Annotated in this window: 9 protein-coding genes and 1 pseudogene; 8 read left to right on the forward strand and 2 right to left on the reverse strand. The window is 68.0% G+C overall.

Annotated features, from left to right (window positions below; all coding sequences use genetic code 11):
- Window positions 1-97 precede the first annotated feature (97 nt).
- From LAJ19_RS17235 to LAJ19_RS17265, 7 genes are all read left to right on the forward strand, one after another.
- Window positions 98-598 (forward strand): MaoC family dehydratase, encoded by a 501-nt coding sequence (locus LAJ19_RS17235; protein WP_225523722.1) that lies wholly within the window; start codon window positions 98-100, stop codon window positions 596-598.
- Window positions 595-2,076, forward strand: a complete 1,482-nt coding sequence (locus tag LAJ19_RS17240) for an aldehyde dehydrogenase (protein ID WP_225523723.1) — start codon at window positions 595-597, stop codon at window positions 2,074-2,076. The genes LAJ19_RS17235 and LAJ19_RS17240 overlap by 4 nt, the downstream gene beginning before the upstream one ends.
- A 3-nt stretch (window positions 2,077-2,079) precedes the next feature.
- Entirely contained in the window at window positions 2,080-3,630 is a 1,551-nt protein-coding gene (locus tag LAJ19_RS17245; protein WP_225523724.1) for a 5-oxoprolinase subunit B/C family protein, read from the forward strand.
- Between the two features lie 16 nt (window positions 3,631-3,646).
- Window positions 3,647-4,468 carry an SDR family NAD(P)-dependent oxidoreductase gene (locus tag LAJ19_RS17250; RefSeq protein ID WP_225523725.1) on the forward strand — a complete coding sequence of 274 codons (822 nt, stop codon included), beginning with the start codon at window positions 3,647-3,649 and terminating at the stop codon, window positions 4,466-4,468.
- Entirely contained in the window at window positions 4,465-5,589 is a 1,125-nt protein-coding gene (locus tag LAJ19_RS17255; protein ID WP_225523726.1) for an NAD(P)/FAD-dependent oxidoreductase, read from the forward strand. Before LAJ19_RS17250 ends, LAJ19_RS17255 begins: the two co-directional genes overlap by 4 nt.
- An 832-nt stretch (window positions 5,590-6,421) precedes the next feature.
- Window positions 6,422-9,136, forward strand: a complete 2,715-nt coding sequence (locus LAJ19_RS17260) for a PAS domain S-box protein (RefSeq protein WP_225523727.1) — start codon at window positions 6,422-6,424, stop codon at window positions 9,134-9,136.
- Window positions 9,117-9,929, forward strand: coding sequence for an alpha/beta fold hydrolase (locus tag LAJ19_RS17265; RefSeq protein WP_225523728.1), 813 nt, complete (start codon window positions 9,117-9,119; stop codon window positions 9,927-9,929). Before LAJ19_RS17260 ends, LAJ19_RS17265 begins: the two co-directional genes overlap by 20 nt.
- 275 nt (window positions 9,930-10,204) lie before the next feature.
- Here the strand turns inward: LAJ19_RS17265 and LAJ19_RS17270 are convergent, their stop codons facing one another.
- On the reverse strand, window positions 10,205-10,474 hold the full coding sequence (locus LAJ19_RS17270) for a hypothetical protein (RefSeq protein WP_225523729.1): 270 nt from the start codon (window positions 10,472-10,474) through the stop codon (window positions 10,205-10,207).
- A gap of 95 nt (window positions 10,475-10,569) precedes the next feature.
- Window positions 10,570-10,770: pseudogene (locus tag LAJ19_RS17275) on the reverse strand (integrase core domain-containing protein); the annotation flags it as partial.
- A gap of 415 nt (window positions 10,771-11,185) precedes the next feature.
- Between LAJ19_RS17275 and LAJ19_RS17280 the strand changes: the two are divergent.
- Window positions 11,186-12,115, forward strand: a complete 930-nt coding sequence (locus LAJ19_RS17280) for a hypothetical protein (RefSeq protein WP_225523730.1) — start codon at window positions 11,186-11,188, stop codon at window positions 12,113-12,115.
- Window positions 12,116-12,641: the final 526 nt, after the last annotated feature.

Consider the following 12,641-nt stretch of genomic DNA (forward strand, 5'->3'; position numbering starts at 1 on the left):
GGCTGAATTGCCCCACCGAAAGCTGCGCGGGGACTGACGCGAACGCCGGCAGCATGCCGGCCAGTCCGCACCCTGACGGTCAGGAAAGGAGAACGCCATGACGACCCCCACCACCGGTCGCTGCTTCGAGGATTTTGCCCCCGGTCAGGTGATCGAGCATCCCCTGGGCCGCACCGTGACCCAGAACGACAACATCTGGTTTACCCTCCTGACGAACAACACCAATCCCATTCACTTCGACGCGCATTACGCCGCACACACGGAGTTCGGGCGGCCCCTGGTGAACAGTGCGTTCACCATCGCGCTCGTAACGGGATTGTCGGTGTCGGACATGTCGCAGAACGCGGTCAACCTCGGCTGGGATGAGGTGCGTCTCCCCCATCCGCTGTTCGAGGGGGACACGGTGTATGCCCGGAGCGAAGTGCTGTCCCTGCGGGAATCGCGCTCACGGCCTCACCAGGGGGTCCTGACGTTCAAGACCTCCGGGTATAACCAGCACGGCACGGTCGTCCTGGAGTTCAAACGGACCGTTCTGGTCTACCGGCGAGGGCACGTGCCGAGCGTCACTTCCAGGCCCAGCATGAAGGAGACCCAGTGACTCTGCCCGAGTACCTGCTGTACATCGGCGGCCAGTTTGTCGCGGCCCGGTCTGGCGCCTTGACCGAGACCGTCAACCCGTACACCGGCCGGGCCTGGGCGCACGTCCCGGAGGCCGGGCCAGAGGACGTGGACGCGGCCGTGCGCGCCGCCCGCAGCGCTCTGATCAGCGGCCCCTGGGGCCGCCTGACGGGGCGGCAGCGCTCGAAGCTGATTCACCGGCTCGCTCAGATTCTGGAACGCGACGCGGACCTGCTCGGGGAGATCGAGACGCGCGACAACGGCAAACTGCTGCGGGAAATGCGCGGCCAGTGCCGCGTTCTGCCGGAATGGTACGAGTACTACGCGGGGGCGGCCGACAAGCTGCACGGCGAAACCATTCCCAGCGACAAACCCAACTACTTCATCTACACCCGCCGCGAACCGGTCGGGGTGGTGGCGGCCATCGTGCCGTGGAACTCCCCCCTGCTGCTGCTTACCTGGAAACTCGCCCCGCTGCTCGCGGCCGGCTGCACCGTGGTCGTCAAACCCGCGGACCAGACCCCCGTGTCGGCGCTGGAGTTTGCCCGGCGGGTGGAGGAAGCGGGCTTTCCGCCCGGCGTCTTCAACGTGGTGACAGGAGGTGCGGCGGTCGGCGCGGCCCTGGTGGCCCATCCGGGCGTGGACAAGGTGGCGTTTACCGGCAGTACCGAAGTCGGCATCAAAGTGGGTCAGGCCGCCATGGGGCACCTGGCAAAAGTCAGCCTGGAACTGGGGGGAAAGAGCCCCAACATTGTGTTCGGGGACGCCGACCTGGACGCGGCGGCCAACGGCGTGATCGCCGGGATCTTCGCGGCGGGCGGGCAGACCTGCATCGCCGGTTCCCGGTTGCTGGTTCACGAGTCGGTGCAAGATGAGCTGGTGTCGCGTGTGGCGAAGCGGGCCCGGACCATCAAACTGGGCGACCCGCTCGATCCGGAGACGGAGATGGGCCCCGTCGCCTTCCAGGCCCATCTGGAAGGCATCCTGCGCCGCTGTGAGGCCGGCGTGCAGGAAGGCGCCACGCTGGTGACCGGCGGCAGGCGCGCCTCGGGCAGCGACCTGGACGCGGGCTTTTTCGTCGAACCGACAATCTTTACGAATGTGCACAGCCGCATGGGTCTGGCCGCGGAGGAAATCTTCGGCCCCGTGCTGTCGGTGCTGCCGTTCCGGGACGAGGCCCAGGCCATTCGCCTGGCGAACGACTCGCGCTACGGCCTGGCGGCAGGCGTCTGGACCCGGGATGTCCAGCTCGCCCACCGCGCCGCCCACGCGATCAAAGCCGGCACTGTCTGGGTCAACGCCTACCGCGCGGTGAGTTACAACGCGCCCTTCGGCGGCTTCAAGCACAGCGGCATCGGCCGGGAGAACTCCCTGGAAGCGGTCCACGACTACCTCGACACGAAGACGGTGTGGGTGGAACTGAGCGGCGCCACCCGCGACCCGTTCACGATCGGCTGACCTGTGCGGCGGCTCGAAGGCTTTTACGTCGCGTTCGGCACTGAGCTGAACCGCGCGGACAACCTCTGCCTGCACGCCCTGCACCGGGCCCTGCGCGGGGACCTTCTGCCCGGGGTCACCGACCTGTACCCGGGCTACGTCAACCTGTACGTGGAATACGACGCCGTTCAGACGGACCGGGCCACCGTCAGCGAGTGGGTGAGAAAGCACCTGCCGGCGGCGCGGGGCGCCATGCCCGAGGCCCGGCCCCCCGTGACGATCCCGGTCCGGTACGACGGTGAGGACCTCGCGGACGTCGCCTCACGGACCGGGATGAGTGAACGCGAGGTGATTCGCCTGCACACGGGACCGGACTACCACGTGTACGCCGTCGGGTTCACGCCCGGGTTCCCGTTCCTGGGGGAGGTGCCCGGGGCCCTGCGCCTTCCCCGGCGCGATACGCCGCGCCTGAAGGTACCCTTCAATGCGGTCGCGGTCGCCAATGCGCAGAGCTGCGTGTACGTCCTGCCCTCACCGGGTGGGTGGCATCTGCTCGGCACGGCTCTGACCACCATCTACGACCCGAACCGGACCGCGCCCTTTCTCCTCTCGCCCGGAGACACGGTCCGGTTTGCCGAAGCCACCGGAGACGCGCCGGAATTGCCGGGCATTCGCCCCCTGTGGCCCGACGTGCCGGCGCGCCCGGCCCTGCGGGTCGAGAAGGCCGGCCTGCTGGACCTGCTCGTCGATGAGGGCCGCTTTCTTCAGGCGCACCACGGCATGGCCCGCAGCGGTCCACTGGATGAGCGGGCGGCGGCCCTGGCCAACCACGTCGCCGGGAACCCCCCGGGCACACCGCTGCTTGAGCTCACGCTGCTGGGGCCCACCCTCACGGCCTTGCAGGACGTCGTGCTGGCCGCCGTGGGCTACGGGATGACCGGGCAGGTGGCGGGCCGGCCCGTTCCCGCACAGGCCCCATTCGTGGTGCGGGCGGGCGACACCCTGCGCTTCACACCGACCGGGGAAGGCGCCCGCTGCTACCTGGCGGTGGCCGGGGGCCTGGACACGCGGCCCTTCCTGGGCAGCAGCAGTGTCGACCGCACCGGCCGGGTGGGCCGTCCCTTGAGGGCAGGCGACGTGCTGGGCCTGGGCCGAGCCCCGGTGCGCGCGCCTGGCGCCACCGCCCCATTACCCCAGCTCCCGGCCGAGGTCACCTTACGACTCCTCCCGGGTCCTCAGGCCACCTATGAAGCGCTCGTCGCGCTGGGCCGCGCCCCGTTCCGCGTCCGTGAAGGAGACCGGATGGGCATCCGGCTCGAGGGGCCTGCCGTCCCAGGGGGGCAGGTGGTCAGTGAAGCCACACCTCACGGCGCCGTGCAGGTGACGCCGGCCGGGCAGGCCATCATGCTGCTCAACGACCGGGGCCGCATCGGCGGATACCACAAGCCGGCCGTGATCCATCCAGACGACCTGCCGCTGGCCGCCCAGTTGCGGCCCAATCAACGCGTCCACTTTCGTCCCCACGTGTCTGGGCGGCCGGACAGCTGGCCGCAACGCTGGTTCATGCCGGTATGAAACCCAAGGAGAAGCTATGACAAACGACGTTTCCAACCGATTTCAGGGCCGCGTGGTGCTGGTCACCGGCGCCGCCGGGGGCATCGGCCGCGCCGTGGCGGAGCGCTTCGCGCGTGAAGGCGCGCAGGTGGCGGTCAATGACCTGAAAGAAGACGCCGTGCAGGCGGTGGTTGACGGCATCACCGCCGCCGGGGGCCGCGCCCTGGCCGCCTCCGCCGATGTGTCTGACGCTGCGCAGGTCGACGCCATGTTCACGAAGATTGAGACCGCCTTCGGGTACGTGGACGTGCTGTACAACAACGCCGGGCTGATCGACACCACCCGGCACTTCCTGGAGGCGGACGAAGCGTGGTGGGACCGCATTATTGAAGTCAACCTCAAAAGTGTGTTCCTGTGCTCGCACCGGGCGGCCCGGATCATGGCCCGCCGGCGCCAGGGCGTCATCATCAGCACCTCGTCGGGCGGAGCGACCCGGGCCCACCGGGGCAACGTGGCCTACGACGCGACCAAGGGCGGCATCGAGGCCATGACGCGGGCCATGGCGCTGGACCTCGCGCCGTACGGCATCCGGGTCAACGGGGTCGTGCCGGGGTTCATCAACACCTACGGCCTGACCGAGGAGCAGCTCCGCGTGCGCGAGAAGACCGTGCCGCTCGGCCGGTACGGGGTGGCGCAGGACATGACCGGAGCGGCGCTGTTCCTGGCGTCGGATGACGCGGCGTATGTCACTGGGCAGTTCATCTCGGTTGATGGCGGCGTGCTGGTGCAGCAGCGCTCGGCGAACGTGGACACCTTCCCGGTGGACGGCTTCCCGGTGATTGAGGCCGACCTCGCATGACCGCAGGCGCAGGCTGGGACGTGGCCGTCATTGGGGCGGGCATCATCGGCGCCGCCTGCGCCTGGCGGCTGGCCGAGCGGGGCCTCAGGGTCGTGGTCCTCGAGCAGAACAGCCCGGCCAGCGGCTCCACCGGCAAAAGTGCCGCGGGGGTCCGCGCGCAGTTTGCCACGGAAACGAACATTCTGCTCTCGAAGCACAGCATCGAGGAATACGCTGCCATGCCCGAATCGGGCTACCACCCGGGCGGCTACCTGATGCTGGTGCCGCAGGCCCAGTGGCCCGCCCACCAGCGGGGGGTCGAGCTTCAGCACCGGCTGGGCGTGCCGACCGAGCGACTGACGCCCGCCGGCGCCCAGCGGTATGCCGAATTCCTGCCGGACGGGCTGGGGGGCTGCACCTTCTGCGGCACAGACGGTCATGTGGACGCCCACGGGCTGACGATGGCGTACGTGAAGCGCGCCCGGGAAGCCGGCACACGCTTTCTGCTGAACACCACCGTGACGGGCCTGCGGCGCGTCGGCGGGGTCTGGCAGCTCAGCACATCCGCGGGCGCCGTGGAGGCGCCCCTGGTGGTCAATGCCAGCGGCGCCTGGGCGGGCGAGGTGGGCGCACTGGCCGGTCTGGAGGTCCCGGTTCAGCCCGCGCGGCGCATGGTGTACACCACCGGGCCGCTGCACCTCTCCCGGCCGCTGCCGATGATCTTTGACCTGGACAGCGGGGTGTGGCTGCGTTCCGAGGGCGAGCGGATCATCCTGGGGCGCGCGGACCCGGCGGACGTCGGGTGGCGCGAAGGCATCAGCTGGGACTGGCTGGAACCCACCCTGGACGCCGCCTTGACCCGCTTTCCGTGGCTGGACAGCGCGGCGCTGGACCGCCGGGCCAGCTGGTGGGGGTACTACGAGGTCACGCCGGACCAGCAGGCCGTCGTGGGCCGCATGCCAGGGGTCGAGGGCTGGCTGAATGCCTGCGGGTTCTCCGGACACGGCGTCATGCACGCCGCGGCCATCGCCCGCGTGACGGCGCAAGAAGCCCTGGGGGAAACGCCGTTCATTGACGTGACCCCGCTCCGGTACGAACGCTTCGCTCAGGCGTCCCAGCGCCTGACCGACATTCAGGTGTAGTTCCCTGGGCACTTGTTCTGCAGAGGGATGAGCGGAGGAGGCATGGGGGGCCGAACGCGGGCGTCCCCGCCGGGGCAAGGCTCCCGTCCGGCCTGCCCGCGACACGGCCGTCTGTCTTGCTGGATGAACAGGCACGTCACCGGGTTCACCCTGTGGTCAGGCGTGCCGAGGGAACCCCTGATGGGTTTTCCCAGGCCAGGACAATAATAAGGCAACCTTGTCAGCCGCCAGGACCTGGCGGCGGAAACCCCCGTGTGAGGTCGCCGGGCGGGCGACTGCACCGCTGAGGACGACAGCGACGCCCGTTCAGGAGTGCCGGCCGGGATCACCTGCGGGGGTGACCAACCAGTGCGACTCAACGGACGCGGCCCGCGGCCGATGGTTCAAGCGCTCTCCATCATCCGCTGGAGGGCTCTGGGCTTGGCTGCGCGACTTCCGCCTGATCGCCTTCGCTTGTTCACGCCGGAACAGCACGCGCCGGCACGATGATCAGACGCGCGTTGAGGAGGCGGCCTCCTCGGGACCTTCACGCGTCCCGACGACGGGTACCGCGGGAAGGTACAGCGCTCTGGGCCCGTCTGCACCCCACCACAGCGCCTCGGGTTCACGCACCGGCGCCTCTCCCCTCCGCTGCTGGGGTGGCCCTCCTGCTCTGGCAGCCGCGCAGGGCCAGTGGCCGCTCCGGGTGGCGACTGTCGGCTGAGCGTTAAGTGAAGCCCCTGTAAGGTTGCTGTGTTCAGCCCCCCTTACGCTCAGGGAAGGGCTGTTCTATAGGCCAGCTCTGGAGACCTGCGTGATGGAACGTTCAGCGACCACATTTTCTATTGGTGCCTTGCTGACCAGTGTGCACTTCCAAGCGCTTGTCGAGCACAGTGCCGATCTTCTCATCCTTCTGGGCAGTGACGGCCGGGTGCGGTACCTCAGCCCGTCCGCCCAGCGGCACGCTGGTTGTCCGCCGACCTGCACTGCTGAGGGGTGCCCGTTCGCCCTGGACCAGGTGCACCCGGACGACCGCGCCCGGGTGACCGCCCAGGTGCTGCGCAGTCCACCCGGCGTGACCACCGCCCTGCTGCCGTACCGCGCGCGCCATGCCAGTGGCCGCTGGCGCTGGCTGGCGGGCACGGCCATCAACCTCCTGAACGACCCGCAGGTCCGCGGTCTCCTGATGCAGGTCCGGGACGTCACGGGGCAGGTGCAGGCGGAGCAGCGGGCCCGCGCGTGGGCGGGTCTGAGCACAGCGCTGGCCAGCACCACCACCACGGATGAAGTCGTGCAGGTCATTCTGCTGCAGGGCCTCGAGGCCATGGGCGCCGACGCCGGTGGCGTCGTGCTGCTGGAACCCGGCGGCCAGCACGTCACTGTCCTGGGCAGCGCCGGCTTTCCTGAGCGCATCGAGCGGCCCTGGCGGCGCTTCCCGGCCGACGCGCCGGTTCCGGCCGCGGACGCGCTCAGGCAAGGGCAGGACCTGTTCATGACGGGCGAGGACTGGTCCACCCTGTACCCTCATCTGCAGCACGTCCGGTCCCCGACCACCGGCGCCACGGCGGTGCTCACCCTGCGGATCCACGGCCGGATCACCGGGGCCATCACGCTCGCCTTTGCCGAGGACCGCCCCCTGAGCGAAGCGGACCGCCAGCACCTGCGCAGCGTCGCGGCCCAGTGCGCCCTGGCACTGGAGCGCGGGGAACTGCACGCCCGCCTTGAGCAGCAGGAGCGGCGCTTCCGGAAGCTGACGGAGTACAGCGGGGACCTGGTGTCCGTCGTGACGCCGAGTGGACACCTGCAGTACGTCAGTCCTCAGATCCAGCGCATTCTGGGCTTCACGCCGGAGGAGCGGCGGGGCGTGAACGTCTTTGACAGCATTCACCCGGAGGACCGCGCGCGGGTCATGCACGCGTTCCACGAGACGGTGCGCTCCCGTCAACCGAGGCTCGTGACGTACCGCTGCCAGCACCAGGCCGGTCACTGGGTGTGGCTGGAATCCACAGGCACCGACGCCACCGGCGATCCGGACCTGAACGGCGTCGTCCTGAACACGCGTGACGTCACGGCCCGCATGGCGGCCGAGGAGGCGCGCCGGGCCAGTGAGCGGCGGCTGCAGCTGTTTGAAGAACACTCCGACATGCTCATTCACATTCTCAGCCCGGAAGGCCGGTGCCTATACGCGTCGCCGGCGGTCCGCACCATGCTCGGCTACGCTCCGGAGGAGCTCACGGCGGACGGGGTGAAGGTGTTGATTCACCCGGACGACCTGCCGGCCGTTCAGGCAGCCTGGGCGGCCCGCACCGAGCTGCCGGTGTACCGGATCCGGCGTCAGGACGGCACATACGTGTGGGTGGAGACCGTTACACGGACCGTCACCGACGCGGCAGGCCACCTGACCGAGGTGCACGCAGCCACCCGGGACGTGACCTCACGGGTCAACGCCGAGGAGGCCCTGCGGCGGCAGCTGCGCCGCTTTCAGCACCTGGTGGATCTCACCGCAGATTTTGCCGCCCAGGACGGTGCGGAGCAGCATATGCAGACAGCCTTGGAACGCTGCCTGGACCTCACGCCGTACGCGTTCGGGTTCTACTTTCCGGTGGGCGGCGACACCCTGATCGAACCCCTGCGGGCCGGGCAGGCCACCGACGCCATGCTGCCCTGGACACTCCCGATGGAACGGCTCCACCGCAACGGTGAGGTGGGCCGGGCCCTGCGCCATCACACCGCGTTTTTCGCAGGTCCTTCGCAGGCGGTCTTCACGCCCCCGGAACCGCTGCCCCGCCCGGTGTGGACCTCGCTGGCGGTGCTGCCGGTGGTGGCACGCGGCGCGCTGCGCGGGTTCATGGCGTTCGGCACCAACGAGGCGGTCGACCTTGACGATGACACCCGCCGGCTGCTGCTCGGCGTGAGTGAACAGGCCAGCCGGGCGGTAGAACGCAGCGTTCACTTCGACGAGCTCAGGCAGTCGCGGGAGGAGACGCTGCGGGCATTGGGGCTGGCACTGGAGTACCGGGACTACGAAACCAAAGGGCACACCGACCGCGTCGTCACCCTCACCGAGCAGCTCGGTCAGGCCCTCGGCTTTACCGGCCACGACCTCGACGCCCTGCGCTGGGGGGCCTTCCTGCACGACACCGGCAAGGTCGCCATCCCCGACGCCATCCTCCTCAAACCCGGCCAGCTCGATCCCCATGAATGGGCCGTCATCAAACGCCACCCGAGTATCGGCTACGAAATGCTGCACCACATCCCCTCCCTCCCGCCAGGCACCCTCGAAGTCGTCCTGTACCACCAGGAACGCTGGAACGGCAGCGGCTACCCCCGCGGCCTCGCCGGCACCGACATTCCCCTCGCCGCCCGCGTCTTTGCCGTGGTGGACGTCTACGACGCCCTGACCAGCGAGCGGCCCTACAAGACAGCCTGGACCCACCAGGACGCCGCCGCCCAGCTGCGCCGCGAGGCCGGCGTCCTGCTCGACGCCCGCGTCGTCGACGCCTTCTTGCAGCTGCCTGTATTTGGTGAGGCCCAGCAGGCGCACAACCATGACCGTCACTCACCGTAGCTTCGGCGAACGCGCCCACGTCACGGTGACCGGGGCCGGGCCGCGGACCCTGCTGTGCGCGCACGGCTTCTGCTCCCACCAGGGCATCTTCCGTCATCAGGTCGACGCCTTTCAGGCCACGCACCAGGTCGTGACGTACGACCTCGCGGGCTTCGGTCAGTCGGATCCTGAGCTGTGGAACGCAGCACGATACGCCACCCTCGACGGCTACGCCGCGGACCTGGTGTGCCTCATCGACGAACTGGACCTGCGCCACATCACCCTGCTCGGCGCGTCCATGAGCGCCATGACCGGCCTGCTGGCCTCGCTCCACCGGCCTGAGCGCTTTGAGCGCCTGGTGTTCATCGGCGCTTCGCCCCGCTACCTGAACGACGGCCCGTACCACGGCGGTTTCGAGCGCGCGGACGTGGACGGCTTCTACGCCCTGGTGGACCGGCAGCAGGGCTGGCAGACGGCCCTGACGGGGCTGCTGCTGAACCAACCGGTGTCCCTGGTCCTGCAGGAGGTCGCCGAACGGGTGCAGGGGGTCCGGCCGGAGGTGGCGGGCGTGGTGGCGCGCGCCCTCTTCGAAGCCGACTGCCGCCCCCTGCTGCCCCGCGCGCGGCACCCGGTGCTGGTCACGCAGACCCGGGCGGACAGCGCCGTGCCCGTGACGGTCGGGGCGTACCTCGCGCGCCACCTGCCGGACGCGGAACTCGCCTTCGTGCCGGGCGTTGGGCACGTGCCGCACTTCACCGACCCGCAGGCCTTCAACGCCCGCCTGGCCCACTTCCTGATCCCCGCCCCCTGCTGAGCCCCCCAGAACCTCTGCTGGTACCGGAACGCCCGGCAGCCAGACCGATTGGTCCAGCCGCCACTGCCGTGTGAGCGTGATCGCGTCGGCCTCAACCGTGCGGCGCAACATCCCTGGTGGCCTGGCGTTTGAGTGCCGGGCCCCTCTGGTCCCGGCGGACCCTGCGCTTATTGATAACGGCGTAGCTTTGTATCGGTTGCCGTCAAACTTCAGGTGTCTGGGTGAGCTTGATCGCCGGCGGGTCTGGACGGGAGCAAGGCGAACCTGTGCCGTTATCAATAGGCTGTCGTTTCAGGCAACAGGAGCAGGCGGGCGGTGGTCTTCACGGCGTCCGGCCCCCAGGTGGCCAGGAGCGGCGTTGGCTGATCCGCGCCGCACTGGGGCAGTGCGCCAGTGTGGCCCCAGTGCACCAGATTCCGCACGGCGTCCGTGGCGAAGTCCGGGCGGCGCTGAAGGGCCTCAAGCGTGACGATCACGAGACCCACGCGGTGAAATCCTTCGCGTTGCCGCAGGTAGAAGCTCAGGCTAAGTGGGCGGCTCGTCATCAAGCACGTCAGGCGCCCACTCTGACCGGTGGACCAGTGCGTCGCCAGACGCTGGCCCAGGTGTAACCAGGGGTGGTAATGCTCCAGGTTTGACTTCAAGCGGCGTTACAAGCGTTCGCCGATGACGTGAGTGTAGACCAGGGCGTGGCGTAGCCGAGCGCCGAATGACGGCGTTCGTGGTTGTACCAGCGGTGAAAATCCGGCATGGCGGCCCGGATATCGGCCATGGAGTGCCAGTCCTGGCGGAACGCGAACTGGTCTTTGTCGGTCCGGTTGAGGCGTTCGAGGATCCCAGTTCCTCCCGGCTGATATCAAACTGAAGTAAAGATTGGCCATCATGCATTGGGAAGCAAGTGGAAGAACGTGGTGTGCGAAATCAGGGCCTCTTGACTCATCAGCCAAGCACATCTCTCGTCGACGGCCCCTTGCAACTCAGCTTGGCTCTCCCAAGCCTGATTGACCAGCCCCACTTTGACCGGTGGGGTTCGGTGTGTTCATTGTGATGACGCTATGGAGAGGGGTCTGGGGAGGGGGAGATTTCCCCCAATGGATGCCCCCGTCACCCCCGCCCCCTGACCACTCTTCGTGAGAAATCCGTCTTCATCTTTCTGGACATCTGGTCATGCTGTCCTCACAGACAACGAAGGTTTCCTCCATTCAGTGGCCTGCTCCCTGAAACACCCCCTTATGACCAGTACACAGGAGAATCACATGAACAACCAGAAACTGTTGGCCAGTATCTTCGGCACCGCCCTTCTTCTCGCCTCCTGCGGCCGCACCACCCCCGCAGCGCCCCTTACCACCCAGGCCCTGGCCTCCGCGCTCCACGACGACACGACCGGCGGCACGGACGGCTTCTTCCTGCTGTCACCCGTCGTCACCAACCCCACAGTTGACGGGGACATCAACCCGGACCTCGCCGGCGCCCTCACCGTCCGCGTCGACCAGATCAGCTTTGACCACAGCACCGTTGTGAGCGTTGGCCCCGAGTACTCCGCCGCCAACGGCCTGGTTTTCGTCGATGCCGCCTTCAACGCCAACACTGGCCGCTGGAGCAACCCTCACTATCAGTTCGACTGGAACACGGCGACTGCCGGGCTCGACAACAACAAGTACTACCGTGTCAGCGTCCTGCTGAACGGCGCTTCGCTCGGCCACGTGGATATCGACCCCGCACCGACCGGTACCGACCGCAGCAAGAAGAAACCCACGCCGGACTACGTGACGGTCGTCAACGGCCGAATCCTTCCGGTCAAATTCCACATCACCAACGTGGACGCACCCAACAGCACCGCGCCCGCCCAGGTGACCCTCAGCGCCACCTACCAGGCCACCACCGTCCCGTCACCGGTGACGGTGACCGACACCAGCAGCGTGACGCTGTCTGTCAATGCCTACGACCGTACGGGCGTCGCGGCGGTGGACTTCTACAAGAATGACGTCCTGGTCGCCACCGACAGCACGCCAGCAGACGGCTTGACCTACACCGAAAGCTTTAACAGCACGCAGAACGGCACGACAGCGACCTACACCGTGGTGGCGCGTGACGCCGCTGAGAATGCCTCAGACCGCAGCGAATCACCCACCGTGAGTGTGACCGTGGCGATCCCGGAGGAAACACCAACCACGAACCTGCCGTGAGGTGATCTGGCACCGCCGCGTTCTCCTGATGGATCCGCAGGTCCTTCTCTTACCCACCATCAGGGAAAGCATGATGCAGGGCGGCCTTCGACTTCTGACCTCCTGAGTCCCTACATCAGGCACTTCGTTAGAGGACAGCGTGCTGGCACGCTGTCCTTCTTTTGGCGAGTACCCATCATGCCCCTGCGACGGTTGTGACGCGGTGCTGGCGTGCAGAAAGAAACAGGCCCTGGAAAGGCAGGTGACCTGACGTTCGAGTCTGCCGCCCTGCCCTATGCCACCACGCCCTGAAAACAGTCTGTTGATGGTCACGCCGGCCGTGCGAAGGACAGGTGGCGTGGGTGAGATGATACGAATATCGCAATCCGGGCGTGCAGTTCGAGACATCGTTGCGCCCATCGTCATCGGAGGCCTCCCTGAGAATGTCTGCCAGGTGGGCTGGAGGGGTGAGCCCGCTCAGTCGAGGTGGTGAAGCGCGCCCCAGAACACTCTGCCCGTACTGCGCGGTGTGGAGCACAGGCGGTTC

This window comes from Deinococcus taeanensis, assembly GCF_020229735.1.
GTDB lineage: Bacteria > Deinococcota > Deinococci > Deinococcales > Deinococcaceae > Deinococcus > Deinococcus taeanensis.

Excerpts from the sequence above, each read along its gene's own strand:
- LAJ19_RS17250 (WP_225523725.1), top strand. The coding sequence starts at position 3,647 with ATGACAAACGACGTTTCCAACCGATTTCAGGGCCGCGTGGTGCTGGTC.
- LAJ19_RS17265 (WP_225523728.1), top strand. The coding sequence starts at position 9,117 with ATGACCGTCACTCACCGTAGCTTCGGCGAACGCGCCCACGTCACGGTG.
- LAJ19_RS17235 (WP_225523722.1), top strand. The coding sequence starts at position 98 with ATGACGACCCCCACCACCGGTCGCTGCTTCGAGGATTTTGCCCCCGGT.
- LAJ19_RS17255 (WP_225523726.1), top strand. The coding sequence starts at position 4,465 with ATGACCGCAGGCGCAGGCTGGGACGTGGCCGTCATTGGGGCGGGCATC.
- LAJ19_RS17280 (WP_225523730.1), top strand. The coding sequence starts at position 11,186 with ATGAACAACCAGAAACTGTTGGCCAGTATCTTCGGCACCGCCCTTCTT.
- LAJ19_RS17270 (WP_225523729.1), bottom strand. The coding sequence starts at position 10,474 with ATGACGAGCCGCCCACTTAGCCTGAGCTTCTACCTGCGGCAACGCGAA.